This is a genomic window from Georgenia muralis (genome assembly GCF_003814705.1).
In the GTDB taxonomy this organism is placed as follows: Bacteria; Actinomycetota; Actinomycetes; order Actinomycetales; family Actinomycetaceae; genus Georgenia; species Georgenia muralis.
In genome coordinates, this window is record NZ_RKRA01000001.1 from 79,765 (window position 1) to 97,948 (window position 18,184).

16 protein-coding genes are annotated in these 18,184 nt (G+C 74.4%); 7 read left to right on the top strand and 9 right to left on the bottom strand.

Features of this window, described 5'->3' with window-relative positions:
- Positions 1–21: 21 nt before the first annotated feature.
- Positions 22–1,476, bottom strand: a complete 1,455-nt coding sequence (locus tag EDD32_RS00405; protein ID WP_123913636.1) for an alanine/glycine:cation symporter family protein — start codon at positions 1,474–1,476, stop codon at positions 22–24.
- Positions 1,477–1,617: 141 nt separating this feature from the next.
- Complete coding sequence (locus EDD32_RS00410; RefSeq protein ID WP_123913638.1) at positions 1,618–3,057, bottom strand: alanine/glycine:cation symporter family protein; 1,440 nt, start codon at positions 3,055–3,057, stop codon at positions 1,618–1,620.
- Between the two features lie 174 nt (positions 3,058–3,231).
- Between EDD32_RS00410 and EDD32_RS00415 the strand changes: the two genes are divergently transcribed.
- From EDD32_RS00415 to EDD32_RS00430, 4 genes are read left to right on the top strand one after another with little or no spacing between them, the layout of a single operon-like run.
- Positions 3,232–5,874 (top strand): DEAD/DEAH box helicase, encoded by a 2,643-nt coding sequence (locus EDD32_RS00415; RefSeq protein WP_123913640.1) that lies wholly within the window; start codon positions 3,232–3,234, stop codon positions 5,872–5,874.
- Between the two features lies 1 nt (position 5,875).
- Positions 5,876–6,361 (top strand): Cys-tRNA(Pro) deacylase, encoded by a 486-nt coding sequence (ybaK, locus tag EDD32_RS00420; protein WP_123913642.1) that lies wholly within the window; start codon positions 5,876–5,878, stop codon positions 6,359–6,361.
- A complete protein-coding gene (locus EDD32_RS00425) occupies positions 6,358–7,056 on the top strand; it encodes a pentapeptide repeat-containing protein (protein ID WP_123913644.1) in 699 nt (232 codons plus the stop codon). The genes ybaK and EDD32_RS00425 overlap by 4 nt, the downstream gene beginning before the upstream one ends.
- Before the next feature lie 36 nt (positions 7,057–7,092).
- On the top strand, positions 7,093–7,926 hold the full coding sequence (locus EDD32_RS00430) for a phosphatase PAP2 family protein (protein WP_123913646.1): 834 nt from the start codon (positions 7,093–7,095) through the stop codon (positions 7,924–7,926).
- A gap of 22 nt (positions 7,927–7,948) precedes the next feature.
- Here the strand turns inward: EDD32_RS00430 and EDD32_RS00435 are convergent, their stop codons facing one another.
- Both EDD32_RS00435 and EDD32_RS00440 read right to left on the bottom strand, forming a co-directional pair.
- Positions 7,949–8,530, bottom strand: coding sequence for an HhH-GPD-type base excision DNA repair protein (locus EDD32_RS00435; RefSeq protein ID WP_123913648.1), 582 nt, complete (start codon positions 8,528–8,530; stop codon positions 7,949–7,951).
- Between the two features lie 15 nt (positions 8,531–8,545).
- On the bottom strand, positions 8,546–9,247 hold the full coding sequence (locus tag EDD32_RS00440) for a nucleotidyltransferase family protein (RefSeq protein ID WP_211338677.1): 702 nt from the start codon (positions 9,245–9,247) through the stop codon (positions 8,546–8,548).
- 59 nt (positions 9,248–9,306) lie between these two features.
- Here EDD32_RS00440 and EDD32_RS00445 point away from each other — a divergent pair, with 59 nt between their 5' ends.
- The 3 genes from EDD32_RS00445 to EDD32_RS00455 are packed head-to-tail and all read left to right on the top strand — an operon-like array spanning position 9,307 to position 11,654.
- Positions 9,307–10,137 (top strand): endonuclease/exonuclease/phosphatase family protein, encoded by an 831-nt coding sequence (locus EDD32_RS00445; RefSeq protein WP_123913650.1) that lies wholly within the window; start codon positions 9,307–9,309, stop codon positions 10,135–10,137.
- Positions 10,130–10,903 (top strand): putative protein N(5)-glutamine methyltransferase, encoded by a 774-nt coding sequence (locus tag EDD32_RS00450; RefSeq protein WP_246005903.1) that lies wholly within the window; start codon positions 10,130–10,132, stop codon positions 10,901–10,903. Before EDD32_RS00445 ends, EDD32_RS00450 begins: the two co-directional genes overlap by 8 nt.
- A gap of 10 nt (positions 10,904–10,913) precedes the next feature.
- Entirely contained in the window at positions 10,914–11,654 is a 741-nt protein-coding gene (locus EDD32_RS00455; RefSeq protein ID WP_123913652.1) for a YggS family pyridoxal phosphate-dependent enzyme, read from the top strand.
- Here the strand turns inward: EDD32_RS00455 and lplAB are convergent.
- The 5 genes from lplAB to ilvC form a co-directional block, all read right to left on the bottom strand.
- Entirely contained in the window at positions 11,639–12,688 is a 1,050-nt protein-coding gene (lplAB, locus tag EDD32_RS00460; RefSeq protein WP_123913654.1) for a lipoate-protein ligase LplAB, read from the bottom strand. The two genes, EDD32_RS00455 and lplAB, sit on opposite strands and share 16 nt — an antisense overlap.
- Positions 12,689–12,723: 35 nt before the next feature.
- The gene (cimA, locus tag EDD32_RS00465) at positions 12,724–14,355 is read right to left on the bottom strand and encodes a citramalate synthase (RefSeq protein ID WP_123913656.1); all 1,632 of its coding nucleotides are present in this window, start codon (positions 14,353–14,355) and stop codon (positions 12,724–12,726) included.
- A 359-nt stretch (positions 14,356–14,714) separates the two neighbouring features.
- Complete coding sequence (locus EDD32_RS00470) at positions 14,715–15,872, bottom strand: branched-chain amino acid aminotransferase (protein ID WP_123913658.1); 1,158 nt, start codon at positions 15,870–15,872, stop codon at positions 14,715–14,717.
- 133 nt (positions 15,873–16,005) lie between these two features.
- Complete coding sequence (locus EDD32_RS00475) at positions 16,006–17,049, bottom strand: 3-isopropylmalate dehydrogenase (protein WP_123913660.1); 1,044 nt, start codon at positions 17,047–17,049, stop codon at positions 16,006–16,008.
- A gap of 101 nt (positions 17,050–17,150) precedes the next feature.
- Positions 17,151–18,179, bottom strand: coding sequence for a ketol-acid reductoisomerase (gene ilvC, locus EDD32_RS00480; protein WP_123913662.1), 1,029 nt, complete (start codon positions 18,177–18,179; stop codon positions 17,151–17,153).
- Between the last annotated feature and the right edge of the window lie 5 nt (positions 18,180–18,184).

Here is an 18,184-nt window from a genome sequence, read left to right on the forward strand (position 1 = left end):
GGGCGGCGCGTCCGTCGGGCCCTACTCGCGGTCGGCGCGCTCGACGACCTCCACGTCGCGGCGCAGCCACACCTCGGTGGGCAGGTCGCCGGGGAGGTCGTCGTTGCCGACGCCCACGAACGCGGGCCTGCGTCCCGCCGCGAGCTGCCGCTCGAAGTCCCGCATGGCACCGACGGCCCACCGGCCCAGGAGGAAGAGCGCCACGAGGTTGATCGAGGCCATGAGGCCCATGGCGATGTCGGCCAGCGCCCACACGGTCGAGAGCTGGAGCAGGGCACCGATCGCCACCGACGCGATGACGAGCAGCCGCAGCGCGAGGTTACCGGCCCGGCCCGGCCGGATGAAGTCCATGTTGATCTCGGCGTAGGTGAAGTTGCCCAGGACCGAGGAGAACGCGAAGACGAAGATGAGCAGGGTCATCGGGATCGTCGTCCACGTGCCGAGCTCGGCCGCGACGGCGCTCTGGGTGAGGGTGGCCCCGACGGCGTCGGAGGTGGTGCCGGGCTCGTAGACCGCCGGCCCGGCGAGCAGGATGAGGAACGCCGTCGTCGAGGAGACGACGATCGTGTCGACGAAGACGCCGAGGGACTGCACCAGGCCCTGCTGCACCGGGTGGCGCACGGTCGCGGTGGCGGCCGCGTTGGGGGCCGAACCCATCCCTGCCTCGTTGGAGAACAGGCCCCGCTTGACGCCGTTGAGGAGCGCGGCGAGCATCCCGCCGGCCGTGCCCGCGAGCGCCTCGTCGAGGCCGAACGCGCCGGAGACGATCTGCCCGAGGACGCCCGGCAGCTCGGGCAGGTTCAGCGCCAGGACCGCCAGGCCGAGCAGGACGTAGGCGAACGCCATGACCGGGGCCACGACCTCGGCCACCCGCGCCACGGGGCGGATCCCGCCGAGGATGACCGGGGCGGCGAGCGCGACGAGGAGGACCGCCGTCACCCAGGTGGGCCAGCCGTGCGCGCCGCCGAGCGTCCCCGCGATGGTGTTGGCCTGGACCATGTTGAACGCCAGGCCGAACGCGAAGATGAGCGCGACGGCGAACACCAGGCCCCAGCCGCGCGAGCCGAGGCCGCGCTGGATGTAGAAGGCCGGGCCGCCGCGGAAGGTCCCGTCGTGCCAGCGCACCTTGTACATCTGGGCGAGGGTCGCCTCGACGAACGCCGTCGCCATGCCCAGCAGGGCGATGACCCACATCCAGAAGATCGCGCCCGGGCCGCCGAGGGTCAGCGCGATGGCGACGCCGGCGATGTTGCCGGTGCCCACGCGCGAGGCGATGCCGATGGCGAAGGCCTGGAAGGAGCTGATGCCGCCCTCGCTGCCACCGCGGGAGCCGGCGATCTCGCGCAGGGTGCGGCCGAAGAGGCGGAACTGCACGGCGCGCGAGCGCAGCGTGAAGTACAGCCCCGCGCCGACCAGCAGCGCGATGAGGAGGTAGGTGTAGAGCACGTCGTTGACGCCGGCGATGAACGCGTCCATCGGGCTTCCCCTCGGGTGGGACCCAGGCGCGGGAGCGCCGTGGCCGGGCGGATCGGGACCGGGGAAGAGTACCCGCCGGCGGGGCGGGCGGCGCGGCGAGCGGGGCGACGGGCCCCGGACCTGGGACCGAGCGCGCCGCCGTCAGTGGCCAGGGGTGCCCGAGCGGTCCAGGGGCCGGAGCCAGACGTCGCCGGGCAGGTGGCCGGGCAGCGACGGGTGGTCGCGCGCGTCGAAGCGCACCTCGGTCCCGCCGCGCTGCCCCTCGTAGTCGCGCAGCAGGGCCGCGACCCACGGGGCCAGGCGGACCACCGCGACGAGGTTGACCACCGTGAGGAACGCCATGGCGGTGTCCATGAGCGTCCACACCGTCTGCAGCGCCAGCACCGCGCCCACCCCGGTGGTGAGGACGACGACACCGCGCAGCACGTGCCGGGCGTGCCGGCCGGCGTGGAGGAAGTCCATGTTGACGTCGGCGTAGGCGTACGCCCCGAGGATCGAGGAGAAGCCGAAGAAGAAGATCATCAGCGTCATCGGCCACGCCATCCACGACCCGAGCGTCGTGGTGACGGCGGAGGTGGTCAGCCCGGCGCCGGCGTCGAGCCCGGTGACGCCCGGTTCGAGCATCCCCGAGGCGAGGATGATGAAGGCGGTCGCGGTGCTCACCAGCATCGTGTCGACGAACACGCCGAGGGACTGGATGAGGCCCTGGTGCACCGGGTGGGCCACGGTCGCCGTCGCGGCGGCGTTGGGGTTGGTGCCCATGCCCGCCTCGTTGGAGAACAGGCCCCGGCGCACCCCGTTGAGGACGGCGGCGACCACGCCCCCGCCGATCCCGGCGAGCGAGGCGTCGAGCCCGAGCGCGCCGGCGAGGATGTCACCGAAGAACGCCGGCAGCGCGCCCAGGTTGCCCGCGACCACGGCCACCGCGACGGCCACGTAGCCCAGCGCCATGAGCGGGGTCATGACCTCGGCCACGCGGGCCACCCCGCGCACCCCGCCGAGCACGACGACCCCGGTGAGGACGACGAGCAGGAGGGCGGCGGCCCAGACCGGGACGCCGTGCGAGCCGGCGAGCGTCGCGGAGATCGTGTTGGCCTGCACCATCGGCATCGCCACGGCCATCGAGGCCACGAGGAGGAAGGCGAAGACCGTCGCCCACCGGCGCGAGCCGAGGCCGCGCTGGATGTAGAAGGCCGGCCCGCCGCGGAACGTGCCGTCCAGGGCCCGGACCTTGAAGACCTGGGCGAGCGTCGCCTCGGCGAACGCGGTGGCCATCCCGACGAGCGCGACCAGCCACATCCAGAGGATCGCGCCCGGCCCGCCGAGGATGAGTGCGATGGCGACACCGGTGATGTTGCCGATGCCGATGCGGGTGGCCATGCCGATCGCGAACGCCTGGAACGAGGAGATCCCGCCCTCGGCCCCGCGCCGTGAGCGCGTGACGTGGCGGAGCATCTGCCCGAACAGCCGCACCTGGACCCCGCGGGTGCGCCACGTCAGCCAGACGCCGGCGAGGACGAGGAGCCCGACGAGGGCGTAGGTGTACAGCGCGTCGTTGGCGGCGCTGAGGGCCTCGGTCACGGTGCTCCGATCGGCGGACGACTGGTGCCGGCCCCATTGTGGTCCGGGGTCAGAGCGCCCGGCAGCCGCGCCCGCGGAGCGGACCCCCGAGGGCCGCGCCGATGGCGGGCATCGGGTGCTCCTCGCCGCCACCGCGCTGGTCCGAGGGCGCGGGGGCGATGAGAGGATCGGGGCATGTCCACCACCACCGGCGCCGCCCTCAACGTGCTCCTCGACGACCTCGAGGACGCCGCCGGCACCACCCCCGACGCGATCTACGAAGCCTTCACCTCCTGGGCGGCGGCGTCCGGCCTGCCGCCCTACCCCCACCAGGAGGAGGCGCTGATGTCGCTGGTGGCCGGCGACCACGTCATCCTCGCCACGCCCACCGGCTCCGGGAAGTCCCTCGTGGCCATGGGCGCGCTGTTCACCGCCCTGGCCACCGGACGCACGGGGTACTACACCGCGCCGCTCAAGGCGCTGGTGAGCGAGAAGTTCTTCGACCTCGTCGACCTGTTCGGCTCGGCGAACGTCGGCATGGTCACCGGCGACAGCGCCATCAACCCCGGCGCCCCGATCATCTGCTGCACCGCGGAGATCCTCGCGAACCAGGCGCTGCGCGACGGCGGTGCGGGCGCCGACGGCGACGCCCTCGTGTGCATGGACGAGTTCCACTTCTACGCCGACCCCCAGCGCGGCTGGGCGTGGCAGGTGCCGCTCCTCGAGCTCACCGGCGCCCAGTTCCTCCTCATGTCGGCCACCCTGGGCGACGTCTCGTTCTTCGCCACGGACCTGCGCCGCCGCACGGGCACCGACGTCGTCGTCGTCGCCGACGCCGAGCGGCCCGTGCCGCTGACGTACGCGTACTCCGTCGAGCCGATCCAGGACCTCCTGCTCGAGCTCGTCCAGACCCACCGGTCCCCCGTGTACGTCGTCCACTTCGCCCAGAAGGACGCCGTGGAGCGGGCCCAGTCGCTCACCTCGGTCCAGGTCGCCACCCGCGAGCAGCGCGACCGGGTCGCCGACGCCCTCGGGGACTTCCGGTTCGGGCCGGGCTTCGGGGTGATCCTCTCCCGGCTGCTGCGCCACGGCGTCGGGGTGCACCACGCCGGCATGCTGCCGCGCTACCGCCGCCTCGTCGAGCGCCTCACCCAGCAGGGCCTGCTCGGCGTCGTGTGCGGCACCGACACCCTCGGCGTGGGCATCAACGTCCCGATCCGCACCGTGGTGGTGACGTCCCTGACGAAGTACGACGGCGAGCGGTCCCGCCACCTCACGGCCCGGGAGTTCCACCAGATCGCCGGGCGCGCCGGGCGCGCCGGGTTCGACACCACCGGCGAGGTCATCGTCCAGGCGCCGGACCACGTCATCGAGAACGCCAAGGCGCTGGCCAAGGCCGGTGACGACGAGCGCAAGCGCCGCAAGATCGTGCGCAAGAAGGCGCCCGCCGGGGCGGTGAACTGGACCGACAAGACCTTCGAGCGGCTGCGCGACGCCGACCCGGAGCCACTGACGAGCCAGTTCCACGTCACCCACACGATGGTGCTGTCCGTCCTCGCCCGGCCGGGCGACCCCGTCGCCGCGATGTACCGCCTCCTCACCGACAACCACGAGCCGGAGCGCGAGCGCAACCCCCACCTGCGGCGGGCGGTGGAGATCTACCGGTCGCTGCGCACCGCCGGCGTCGTCGAGCACGCCCCGGCGTCCTGGCGCCGGGAGCACCCCGGCGAGCCCTACGTGCGCCTCACCGTCGACCTCCCGCGGGACTTCGCCCTCAACGCCCCGCTGTCACCGTTCGCCCTGGCCGCCCTCGACCTGCTCGACCCCGACCACCCCGACTTCGCCCTCGACGTCGTCTCCGTCATCGAGGCCACCCTCGAGGACCCCCGGCCCCTGCTCTACGCCCAGCAGCGCGCAGCGAAGGGCGAGGCCGTCGGCGCGATGAAGGCCGAGGGCCTGGAGTACGACGAGCGCATGGCGCTCCTCGAGGACGTCACCTGGCCGCAGCCGCTCGCCGAGCTCCTCGGGGCGGCGCTGGTCACCTACCGGCGGACCAACCCGTGGGTCTCGGACTACGAGCTGCACCCCAAGTCGGTGGTCCGCGAGATGGTCGAGCAGGCCATGACGTTCTCCGAGCTCGTCTCGCGCTACCAGCTCGCCCGCTCCGAGGGGGTGGTCCTGCGCTACCTCACCGACGCCTACCGGGCGCTGCGGCAGGTGGTCCCCGACGCCGCCCGCACCGAGGAGGTCGCCGCGATCATCGACTGGCTCGGCGAGCTCGTGCGCTCGGTCGACTCCTCCCTCCTGGACGAGTGGGAGGCCCTGGCCGCCGGCGCCGCCGCCGCGGCGGGCGCGGTCGCCGTGTTCGACGACACCCCCACCGCCGTGGAGCGGCGCTTCGGCGCCGCCGCCGACGGCGTCGTGGCGTTCACGCGCAACCGGCACGCGTTCCGCGTCGCCGTGCGCAACGCGCTCTTCCGCCGGGTCGAGCTCGCCGCCCGGGAGGCCTACGAGGTCCTCGGCCGTCTCGACGGCGACGCCGGGTGGGACGCCGAGCGGTGGTCCGGCACCCTGGACGGCTACTGGCGCGAGTACGACTGGCTCGGCACCGGGCCCGAGGCGCGCTCGGCCACCCTGGTCGACATCGACGAGCACCCGACCGACGCCGACGTGCCCGACGGCGCCCCGCGCCCGGGGGTGCGGACCTGGCTGGCGCGTCAGACCTTCGACGACCCGGCCGGGGACCACGACTGGGGCGTCACCGCCCTGGTGGACCTCGACGCCTCGGACGCGGCGGGGACCGCCGTCGTCCGGGTCGTGGCCGTGGGGCCGCGCTGAGATGGCGCGGCGCGGCGGTCGGACGCCGGCGCTGCGGGTCCTGACGGAGCGGGGCGTGCCGCACACGGTCCACGAGTACCACCACGACCCCTCCGCGCCGAGCTACGGCGCGGAGGCGGCCCAGGCCCTGGACGTCGACCCTGCCCGGGTCCTCAAGACGTTGCTGGCCCGGGTCGACGGGTCGCTCGTGGTGGCGGTCGTGCCGGTCGCCGGGCGGCTCGACCTCAAGGGCCTCGCGGCCGCGTGCGGCGGCCGGCGCGCCGTCCTCGCCGAGGCCGCGGACGCCGAGCGCGCCACCGGGTACGTCGTCGGGGGCATCTCCCCCCTCGGGCAGCGCACCGTGCTGCCCACGGTCGTGGACGTGACCGCCACGGCCTGGCCGACCGTCCTGGTCAGCGCGGGCCGCCGCGGCCTCGACGTCGAGCTCTCCCCCGCCGACCTCGTCACGCTCACCGGCGCGACGACGGCGCCGGTGGCCCGGCCGTGAGCGACCCCGGCACGAACCGGGGCGCGGCGGCGCGCCGCACCCGACGGGAGGCGCCGGGCCCCCAGGTGCCCGAGCCGGCCGTGGCGGCCCACCTCGACCAGGTCGGCGTGGGAGGGCTGGGCGCCCTGGTGGTCGACGCGGCGGACCTCACCGGGCTGGACCTCGCCGGGGCCGAGCTGGCCGAGGTGCAGGTGGAGGCGTCCGCGCTGGACCGGCTGCACGGCGCCGGCGGCCGCTGGCGAGGGGTCACGCTCGTCGACTGCCGCCTCGACGGCGCGGACCTGGCGAACCTGCGCGCGCAGGACCTGTCCCTCGTGCGGTGCTCGCTGCGCGAGGTGCGGCTCACCGGTGCGCAGCTGGCCGGGGCCCGGCTGCGCGCCGTCCGTCTCGACGGCGCGCGGGCCTCGCTCACGAGCTGGCGCGAGGCGGTGTGGCAGCACGTCGTGCTGCGCGGCTGCGACCTCACCGAGGCCGATCTCACCGGCGCGAGCCTGAGCGACGTCCTCCTGGTGGACTGCGACCTCTCCGGCGCCCAGCTCGCCGGGCTGCGCTGCGAGCGGGTGCGCCTGGAGGGCTGCCGGCTCAGCGGGATCAGCGGCGTCGGCGGGCTGCGGGGGGCGAGCGTGACCGAGGCGGACGCGTACGCCCTGCTGCCGACGCTGCTGCGGGAGGCGGGGCTGACCGTCCACGGCTGAGGTGCGGGTCGGCCGGGCCGTTGTCAGACTGAGACGATGCCAACCCCCGCGCCCCGCACGTCCGAGGAGACCATCGGCACGCGGGACCTCACGTCCTGGCGCTCGAGGCTCGGCCGGGGCCTCCTCGCCCTGGTCGCGTGGGTGGCCCGCCGTCTGCCGGAGCCGCTCCACCGGGCCGGACGGTGGTCGATGGCGAACCTCGCCGTCGTCGTCCTCACCGTCCTCGCCGGCGCCACGATGGTCGGGCTCACCGCCATCACGCACACCGTGCAGGAGAGCGTGGCCGACGAGGACGGCATCACCGTGCTCGACCAGCCCGTCCTCGACGCCGCCGTCGACCTCCGCACCCCCGGCCTCGACGCGGCGGTGACCGCGTTCACCGACGTCGGCGGCCCGGTCGGGATGCCGGTGCTGGCGGGCTCCGCGGTGGCCGTCCTCGTCGCCGTGCGCCGCCGGTGGACGCCCGTGGTCCTCACCCTCGTCGCCGGCGCGGGCTCCCTGGCGATGACGACGGTGGGCAAGGGCTGGGTGGGTCGCATCCGGCCGCCGGCCGAGCTCGCCGTCCCCCCGCTGGAGACCTCCCCGTCCTTCCCCAGCGGTCACACCCTCAACGCGACCGTCCTGACGGTGGTGATCGTCTACCTCGTCCTGCTGCGGACGACGGCGACGTGGCAGCGGGTCCTGGCGGTCACGGTCGGGGTGCTGTTCGTGGTCGCGATGGGGCTGAGCAGGGTCTTCCTCGGGCACCACTGGCTCACCGACGTCCTCGCCGGCTGGAGCCTCGGCCTGGCGTGGGCCCTGGCGGTCATCACCGCCCACCGTCTGTGGGTGACCCTGCGCCGCCGCGAGCCCGCGGCCGACGGCGCCTGACCGCCCGGGCGGCGCGTGCCGGTCAGGCCTTCGGCGCCCTGGCCGCCGCCTTGGCGGCGCGCTTGGTCTCGCGCACCCGGGCCAGCGACTCGGCGTCGACGATGTCGGCCACCGACCGGTACGCCCCCGCCTCGCCGTAGGCCCCGGCCGCCTCGCGCCAGCCGGGCGCGGCCAGCGCGCGCTGCTTGCCGAGCAGGGCGAGGAAGATCTTTGCCTTCTGCTCGCCGAACCCCGGCAGCGCCCGGAGCCGGCGCAGGACCTCGGCGCCGTCGGGCTCGCCACGGGTCCACAGCGCCGCGGCGTCGCCGTCGTAGTGCTCGAGCAGGTAGGCGCTCATGGCCTGGATCCGCCCGGCCATCGAGCCGGGGTAGCGGTGCACGGCCGGCGGGGTGCGGCAGACCTCCGTGAGCGCCTCGGGGTCCATCCGCGCGAGGAGCTCGGGGTCGAGGGAGCCGAGGCGGTCCCGGAGCTTCCTCGGCCCGGCGAACGCCGTCTCCATGGCGACCTGCTGGTCCAGGAGCATCCCGACGAGGAGCGCGAGCGGGTCGGTGCTCAGCAGCGCGTCGGCCTCGGGGTCACCGGTGATGTGCAGGTCGTCGGCCATGGTCCGATCCTGCCATCACCGGCTCGCCGGGGTGGCCGCCGCGGCGCTGACGCCCCCGCGGTGCACGGGCGCGCCCTCCGCCGAGCCGTCGGGCCGGTCCGGGCTGACCGCTGCGCTGCCGCCCGGCTCGTCGGCGGGCCCCCGGAGCGCGTCACCGGTCCCGGCGGGTGCGACGGCGAGCCGCTGGAGGAGGAACAGGAAGGCCTCGGCGTAGGGGTTGCCGGCCACCCGGCCGGCCACCTCCGCCCACTCGACCTGCTCGCGCAGGGCGCGCACCACGGGCAGGAGGTCGGAGAAGTTGCACCGCTGCTCGGTCAGGACCCGCATCTTCTCGGCCACGACGTCGGTCGCGCGCAGCACCGGCATGGGCACGCCGAAGACGTCGAAGCTGTCAGTGCGCTCGAGCATCTCCTCGGTGACGGCGGTCCCGCCGAGCCGGAAGATGAGGTCGACGAGGGCCCCGCCGTGGTGGGCCTTGAAGAGCCAGTTCTCCACGGGGTCCTCCACGCGCAGCCCCTCGGTCTCCTCCAGCACCGCCCGGGCCTTCTCGACGTCGTGCTCGCGCACGACGAAGTCGGCGTCGTGGTCGGACTCCGGCGCGCCGTGGACCCAGGCGGCGAACCCGCCGGCGAGGGCGAAGGGGATCTGGGCGGCCGAGAGCGCGGAGCCGACGATGCGCATGCCCTCGTGCAGCTCGGCGCGGTCGTGGTCGTCCATGGCAGGGGTCTACACCACCGCGAGCGCCCCCGCACGACGACCGGCACAATGAGGAGGCGATGCGGATCGCGACGTTCAACATCCTCCACGGTCGGTCCTTGGCGGACGACCGGGTGGACCTGGCGCGCTTCGAGCGTGCCGTGCGCACCCTCGACGCCGACGTCCTGGCCCTGCAGGAGGTCGACCGTGACCAGCCGCGCTCCCACGGCGCGGACCTCACGGCGATGGCGGCCGCGGCCCTCGGCGCACCGGAGCACCGCTTCGTCGCCACGATGCACGGCACGCCGGGCCTGTGGACCGCGGCGACCGGCGACGAGGCGCCGGAGGCCTCGGTGTACGGCATCGCCCTGCTCACCCGCCATCCCGTGGAGCACTGGCGGGTCCTGCACCTGCCGGGCCCGTCCCGCCGGGTCCCCGTCCTCTTCCCGGGCCGCCGCCGGCCCGTGCTCGTCAAGGACGAGCTGCGCACCGCCGTCGCCGCCGTGGTCGCCGCCCGGGAGGGCACGTTCACCGTCGTCGCGACCCACCTGACGTTCGTGCCCGGCTGGAACGTGGCCCAGCTGCGTCACCTCGTCCGCGAGGTGCGGGGCCTGCCCCGGCCGCTCGTCCTGCTCGGGGACCTCAACATGGCAGGGGGCCGGCCGGCCCGGTACAGCGGCCTGCGCCCGCTCGTCACCGCCCCGACGTTCCCGCTGGACCGGCCGGACCAGCAGCTCGACCACATCCTCGCCGACGGGGAGATGACCGTGACGGGCGAGGGCCGGTCGCTCGACCTGGGCATGTCGGACCACCGCGCGCTCGTCGTCGACGTCGCCCTGCCCGGACCACCCGCGGCGGGTCCGCGGGAGCCCGGCGGGCACCGAGTGGCCGGGCCGGCGCCGCGTGGCTGAGCCGGGGCTGGCGGACGTCGTCGCGCGCCTGCGCGCCGCGGGCAGCGTCTTCGCCGAGGAGGAGGCGGCGCTGCTCCTGGCCGCCGCACCCACCGCGGCCGAGCTCGAGGAGACCCTGGGACGCCGGGTGGCCGGCGAGCCGCTCGAGCTCGTGCTCGGCTGGGTCGACCTCGAAGGGGTGCGGGTCGCGCTCGAGGCCTCGGTCTTCGTCCCGCGCCGCCGGTCGGGCCTGCTCGTGCGGGAGGCCGCGCGCCTCGCCCGCTCCCCCGCGGTCGTGGTGGACCTGTGCTGCGGCTCGGGCGCCCTCGGTGCCGCACTGCTCGCTCGCGTGGGCGGGCTCGACCTCCACGCCGCGGACGTCGACCCCGCAGCCGTGCGGTGCGCGCGCCGCAACCTCGGCCCGACGGCCACGGTGCACCGCGGGGACCTCTTCGCGGCGCTGCCGCGCGAGCTGGCCGGGCGGGTCGGGCTCGTCCTGGCGAACGCGCCGTACGTCCCCACCCGGGAGATCGCGACGATGCCGCCGGAGGCACGCGACCACGAGCCGCTCGTCGCCCTCGACGGCGGTGCGGACGGGCTCGACGTCCACCGCCGCATCGCCGCGGACGCCGGTGCCTGGCTCGCCCCCGGTGGCCACCTCGTGCTCGAGACGAGTGCCCGGCAGGCGGCGCGCACGGCCGCCCTGGTGGCGGCGGCGGGGCTGGCCGCCCGGGTCGTCCGCGACGCGGACCTGGACGCGACGGTGGTCGTCGGCACCGCTCGCTAGGGTGCCAGGGATGGACGAGGACCTCCCCGCGCGCCTCGCGGCCGTGCGCGACCGGATCGCCGGCGCCTGCGCCGCCGCCGGCCGCGACCCCGGCGAGGTCCGGCTCCTGCTGGCGGTCAAGACACAGCCGGTGAGCGCGATCCTCGCGGCGCTCGGCGCGGGGGCGGACCTGCTCGGGCACAACCGCGCCCAGGAGCTCGAGGCCACCGGCCCCGCCCTCGACGCACCGGGGGTGCCGCGGCACGAGATGCACTTCATCGGTCGCCTGCAGACCAACAAGGTCAACCAGGTGCTGCGGTGGGCCACCTGCGTCGAGACGGTCGACTCGGCCCGCCTGGCGGAGCGTCTCGACCGGGCGGTGGCCGCCGGCACGGGGGCCGACGGGACCCCGCCCGGAGCGCTCGACGTCCTCGTCCAGGTCAACACCTCCGGGGAGGACACCAAGTCGGGCGTGGACCCCGGCGGCGCGCTCGCGCTGGCGGCCCTGGTGGGCGGGCTGCCGCACCTGCGCCTCGGCGGCCTCATGACCGTCGGGGCCCGCTCCGCCGACCCCGACGTCGTGCGGCGCTCCTACGACCTCCTGGCCGAGGTGCGCGCGGCGGTGCTCGCCTCGGGCGAGCCCGGCACCTCCGGGGCCACCGAGCTGAGCATGGGGATGAGCGGGGACCTCGAGCCCGCCGTCGCCGCCGGCGCGACGATCGTCCGGGTGGGGACCGCCGTCTTCGGCGCCCGCGATCAGGGCACCCGGTAGGTCCACTCCGGCGCGAGGAACTTGCTGTGCACGAGCTCCTCGGCCCGGTCGAGCTCCGCAGCCCGGTAGTCCGACTCCTGCGTGCGGTACCGGCCCCGGAAGTGGTCGAGGAAGGAGTCGATGATCGCCTCGCGCGAGAGCCCGGTCTGCGAGCGCATGGGGTCCACCCGCTTGTTCGCGCTGCGGATCCCCTTGTCGGAGAGCTTCTCGCGGCCGATGCGCAGGACGTCGAGCATCTTGTCGGCGTCGATGTCGTAGCTCATCGTCACGTGGTGCAGCACGACCCCGGAGGCGAACCGCTTCTGGGCGGCGCCGCCGATCTTGCCCTGGTCCGAGGCGATGTCGTTGAGCGGGACGTACCGCGCCCGCACCCCCACCTCCGCGAGCGCACCGAGCACCCAGTCGTCGAGGAAGGCGTAGGAGCGCTCGAAGCTGAGCCCCTCCACCAGGGACTCGGGGACCACGAGGGAGTAGGTGATGCAGTTCCCGGCCTCCATGAACATCGCGCCACCGCCGGAGATCCGGCGCACCACGGACATGCCGTGCCGCTCGAGGGCCTCGGTGTCCACCTCGTTGCGCACGGACTGGAACGAGCCGATGACCACCAGGGGGGCGTCCCACTCCCAGATCCGCATCGTCGGGCCGCGGCGCCCGGCGGCGACCTCCTCGGGGATCACCTGGTCGAGGGCGACGTGCATGGCGGGGTGCATCGGGCCGCCGTGGATGACGTCGAAGGTGTGGTCCGACCAGCTGGTGGCGTGCCCGAGGGCGCGGCGCACCGCGATGCCCACCGCCTCGGGGGTGAAGCCGACGAGGCTCGCGCCGGGGCGCAGCGACCGGGTGATGGCCGCGGCGAGGTCGTCCGCCGACGCCGTGACGGGCGCCCCGTCCAGGGCTCCGTTGATGTCGTCCAGGGCGGCGTCGGGCTCGAGGAAGAAGTCTCCCGAGAGCCGTGCGCCGCTCAGGCGCTCCTCGACGACGTCGACGTCGACCGCGACGAGCTTGCCGCCGGGCACCTTGTACTCACCATGCACGGCGACCACCCTATCGGCGCGGCCGGGGCAGCCTCTCAGCGCGGCTCGACGCCGTGGTGGAGCAGACCCCAGGTGACGGCCTCGGTCAGAGCCTCCCAGCTCGCCTCGATGATGTTCGTCCCCACCCCCACGGTGGACCAGCTGCGCACGGAGTCCGACGTCTCGATGAGCACCCGGATGGTCGCGTCGGTGCCCTGCTGGGTGTCGAGGATGCGCACCTTGTAGTCGATGAGCTCGAAGTCCTCGATCTCGGGGTAGGTGCCCACGAGCGCGGCGCGCAGCGCGTGGTCGAGGGCGTTGACCGGACCGTTGCCCTCCCCGGTGCTGACCATCCGCCCGTGGCCCGTGCGCAGCTTCACCGTCGCCTCGGAGTCGACGGTGCCGTCCCGCCCGGGCCGGTGCTCGACGAAGGTGCGCCAGCTCTCGACCTCGAAGTAGCGCGGTGCCCTGCCGTCGAGCTCCTCGCGCAGCAGGAGCTCGAAGGAGGCGTCCGCGGCGTCGAAGGTGTACCCCTGCGCCTCGGCGTCCTTGACCCGTTGGGTCACGCGTCCCAGCAGCTCCGAGCGCCCGGACAGGTCGAAGCCGAGCTCGCGGCCCTTGAGCTCGATCGACGCCCGCCCGGCCATCTCCGAGACGAGCATGCGCATGTCGTTGCCGACGGCGGTGGGGTCGATGTGCTGGTAGAGGTCCGGGTCGACCCGGATCGCGGAGGCGTGCAGTCCCGCCTTGTGTGCGAAGGCCGACGCACCCACGTAGGGCTGGCGGCCGTACGGGCTGATGTTGGTGATCTCCGAGACGGCGTGGGCGACGCGGCTGGCCTCGGCGAGCCCGGCCCCGTCCAGGACCGGCGTGTCGAGCTTGAGCTGGAGGTTCGCGACGCAGGTGAGCAGGTCGGCGTTGCCGGTCCGCTCGCCGTACCCGTTGACGGTGCCCTGGACGTGCCCGGCGCCGGCGGCCACCGCGGCGAGGGTGTTCGCGACCGCGCAGCCGGAGTCGTTGTGCGCGTGCATCCCCAGCCGCCCGGTCGTCGCGGCCCGGACCTCGCCGACGACCTGGGCGACCCAGTCGGGCAGCATCCCGCCGTTGGTGTCGCACAGCACGACCGTCTCGGCCCCGGCCTCGAACGCCGTCCGCACGCACCGCAGGGCGTAGTCGGGGTCGAAGCGGTAGCCGTCGAAGAAGTGCTCGGCGTCGACGACGACCTCCCGGCCCAGGCCCACGAGGTGGCGCACGGTCTCGCCGATCATCCGCAGGTTCTCCTCGCCGGTGGTGCGCAGCGCGCGCTCGACGTGGCGCACGTCGCTCTTGGCGACGAGGGTGACGACCGGCGCCTCGGACTCGACGAGGGCGCGCACCTGGGCGTCCTCCGCCGGCAGCGCGCCGGGCTTGCAGGTGGCCCCGAAGGCGGCCAGGCGTGCGTGGCGCAGGTCGAGCTCCTTGGCGGCCCGGGCGAAGAACTCGGTGTCCTTCGGGATCGCGCCCGGCCAGCCACCCTCGATGTAGTCCACGCCGAGCTCGTCGAGCAGGGCGGCGATGGCGAGCTTGTCCGCGACGGAGAGGTTCATCCCCTCCTGCTGGGCGCCGTCGCGCAGCGTCGTGTCGTAGACCTGGACCGTCGTGGCCGGGCCGGCGCTCGGCGCGGCGGGGGCGGCTGCGGTGCTGGACATGTGAACTCCTCGAGGGCCGGTCGGGCGACGTGGTCCCAGCTCGTTCCGGCGGCGGTGGTGCCGGTACCGGTGCTGCCGGTCCTCCCCGGCAACCGTTGCCGGGTGGTCCCCAGCAACAAAAAAACCTCCCGGGGTACGGGAGGTTGCGCATCGGGCGGGTGTGCCTGATGCGCTAGCCGATAATGAGCTGGGACTGCGTCACGTCCGCCAGTGTGCCACATCGCCGGCGGCGTGTGGACGGGTGCGCCCACATCGTGGACCGGCAGGGTGGCCCCCGTGCCTACGCCCGGCCGAGCGCCCGGTCGGGGACAGGCGGAGTCGCCGAGCGCCTCGCCGGACCCCACGAGAGGGCTGCGGGGTCACACGAGCCGGTACATCCACTCGTGCGGGTCCGGACGGCGGCCGTACTGGATCTCGGTGAGCGTGCCGTAGAGCTCGCGCGTGGTCTCCCCCGGGGCGCCGTCGGCGACCGTGACGTCGAAGTCGGCGCCGGCGAGCCGGCCGATCGGCGTGATGACCGCGGCCGTCCCGCAGGCGAAGAGCTCGCGCACCGCCCCGGAGCGGATCTGCTCGAGCAGGGCCGTGAGGGTGATCGTCTCCTCGCGGACCTCCCGCCCGGCGTCGCGCAGGAGCTGCAGGATCGACCCGCGGGTGCCGCCCTCGAGGATGGTGCCCGTCAGCGCCGGGGTGCGCACCGCGCCGTCGGCGTCGACGACGACGACGTTCATCCCGCCCAGCTCCTCGAGCTGCGTGCCGGTGGCCGCGTCGAGGAAGCACACCTGCTCGAACCCCTTGGCGTAGGCCTCCTGCTGGGGCAGGAGCGACGCGGCGTAGTTGCCACCGGTCTTGGCCGCACCCGTCCCGCCGGGGCCGACACGGTGGAAGTCCTGCGAGACCCAGATCGAGACCGGGGTGAAGCCGTGCGGGAAGTACGGGCCCACGGGCGAGGCGATGACGAGGTAGTCGATCTCGTGCGCGGCCCGGACCCCGAGGAAGGCCTCGGTCGCCACCATGAACGGGCGCAGGTAGAGGCTCGAGCCCTCGGAGCCGGGCACCCAGCGCTCGTCGGCCGCCACGAGCGCGGCGAGCGAGCCGACGAAGTCCTCCTCGGGCAGCTCGGGCAGGGCCAGGCGACGGGCGGAGGCGTTGAACCGGGCGGCGTTGAAGCCGGGCCGGAAGGTCCAGACCGACCCGTCGTCGTGCCGGTAGGCCTTGAGCCCCTCGAACACCTCCTGGCCGTAGTGGAGCACGGCGGCGGCCGGGGAGATCGTCAGCGGCCCGAAGGCCTCGGTGCGCCGGTCGTGCCAGCCACGCTCCGGCGTCCAGCGGGCGCGGCCCATGTGGTCGGTGAACGCGACCCCGAAGGAGAGCTTGCCCATGACCTCGCCGTGCGCGTCGGCGGCGGCCGGGGCCGCGTTGGGGGTCAGCGGGAACCGCTTCGCCACCTCCGCGGCGGGCGGGAGCTGGGCGGCGGAGAGCCCGGTGAGGGTGGCGACCTGCTCGGACGAGGTGCTCATGGTGACCTTCTCGGCTGGGATCAGTTCTCGGGGACGACGGTAGCGCCGCCCGGCCCGTCGCCGCGGTCGGCGGACGGGCCCGGTGCTCGGCGGGCGGTGACGGGTGCGCGCGCCGGGGGCAGCGGCGCGCGCGTCAGGACCGTACTCGGGCCGCCAGCGCGTCGCCGACCTGCGAGGTCGACCGGGTCGTGCCGTCCCGGCCGGCGATGTCCGCGGCGACGGCATCGGAGATCCGGCGCGCCTCGTCGCCGAGGCCGAGGTGCTCGAGCAGGAGCGCGACCGAGAGCACCGTGGCGGTGGGGTCGGCCTTGGCCTGGCCCGCGATGTCCGGGGCGGAGCCGTGGACCGGCTCGAACATCGACGGCGTCGTCCGGTCGGGGTTGATGTTCCCCGAGGCGGCCAGCCCGATGCCGCCGGTGATGGCGGCGGCCAGGTCGGTGAGGATGTCGCCGAACAGGTTGTCGGTGACGATGACGTCGAACCGGGCGGGGTCGGTGACGAGGTAGATCGTCGCGGCGTCGACGTGGGCGTAGTCCACCGCGACGTCGGGGAACTCGGCCGCGACCGCCTCGACGGTGCGCCGCCACAGGTGGCCGGCGTGGACGAGCACGTTGTGCTTGTGCACGAGGGTCAGCTTCTTGCGCGGCCGGGCCTGGGCGCGGGCGAAGGCGTCGCGCACCACCCGCTCGACGCCGTAGGCGGTGTTGACCGAGACCTCGTTGGCCACCTCGTGGGGGGTCCCGGCGCGGATCGCGCCGCCGTTGCCCACGTAGGGGCCCTCGGTGCCCTCACGGACGACGACGAAGTCGATCTCGCCCGGGCGGGCGAGCGGCGTGGGCACACCCGGGTAGAGCGTGGAGGGACGCAGGTTGACGTAGTGGTCCAGCGCGAAGCGCAGCTTCAGCAGCAGGCCGCGCTCGAGCACGCCCGAGGGCACCGAGGGGTCGCCGATCGCGCCGAGGAGGATCGCGTCGTGGTCGGCGATCGCCTCGAGGTCCGCGTCGGTGAGCGTCTCGCCGGTCCGGTGCCAGCGGGCCGCGCCGAGGTCGAACGGGGTCTGCTCGACCTGGACGTCGGAGCCGTCGAGCACGGCGCCGAGGACCTTCAGACCCTCCGCGACCACCTCCGGGCCGATGCCGTCCCCTGCCACCACCGCGAGCCTGATCGTGCGCGTCATGCTGCGAACCTACCGGCGTTGTCCACCACGTGATACCTCAGTCTCATGAATTGGAACGGGGCGGCGCCGCCCCGGCCGGGGCGGCGCCGCGACCGACCGGGTCAGCGGCCGGCGTGGCCCTCGACGTAGTCGGAGTCCTTGCTCTCGACCCAGGCGAAGAGCTTGCGCAGCTCGCGGCCGGTGGACTCGATGGGGTGCGCCTCCCCCTTGGCGCGCAGCTCCTTGAACTCCGGCGCGCCGGCGTCCTGGTCGTCGATGAAGCGCTGGGCGAAGGCCCCGGACTGGATGTCGGCCAGGACCTCCTTCATGTTCTCCTTGACCTGCGGGGTGATGACGCGCGGGCCGGAGACGTAGTCGCCGTACTCGGCGGTGTCCGAGACCGACCACCGCTGCTTGGCGATGCCGCCCTCGTAGATGAGGTCGACGATGAGCTTGAGCTCGTGCAGGACCTCGAAGTAGGCGACCTCGGGCTGGTAGCCCGCCTCGGTGAGGGTCTCGAAGCCGTACTGGATGAGCTGGGAGACGCCGCCGCAGAGCACGGCCTGCTCGCCGAAGAGGTCGGTCTCGGTCTCCTCGGTGAAGGTGGTGCGGATGCCGGCGGCGCGCAGACCGCCGATGGCCTTGGCGTAGCTCAGGGCGGTCTCCCACGCCGTGCCGGTGGCGTCCTGCTCGACGGCGACGATGACGGGCACCCCGCGCCCGGCCTCGTACTCCCGGCGCACGAGGTGGCCGGGGCCCTTCGGGGCGACCATGACGACGTCGTGGCCGGCCTCGGGCTTGATGTAGCCGAAGCGGATGTTGAAGCCGTGCGCGAAGAGCAGCGCGGCGTCGGGCTTGAGGTTGGGGGCGATGTCCTGCGCGTACAGGCCACGCTGGTGCTGGTCGGGCGCCAGGACGACGACGAGGTCCGCACCGGCGACGGCCTCGGCGACCGTGGCGACCTTGAGGCCCTGCTCCTCGGCCTTGGCCCGGGAGGCGGAACCCTCGCGCAGGCCGACGGTGACGTCGACGCCGGAGTCGCGCAGGTTCAGCGCGTGCGCGTGCCCCTGGCTGCCGTAGCCGACGACGGCGACCTTCTTCGACTGGATGACGGACAGGTCGGCGTCGTCGTCGTAGAACAGCTCGGCCACGATGG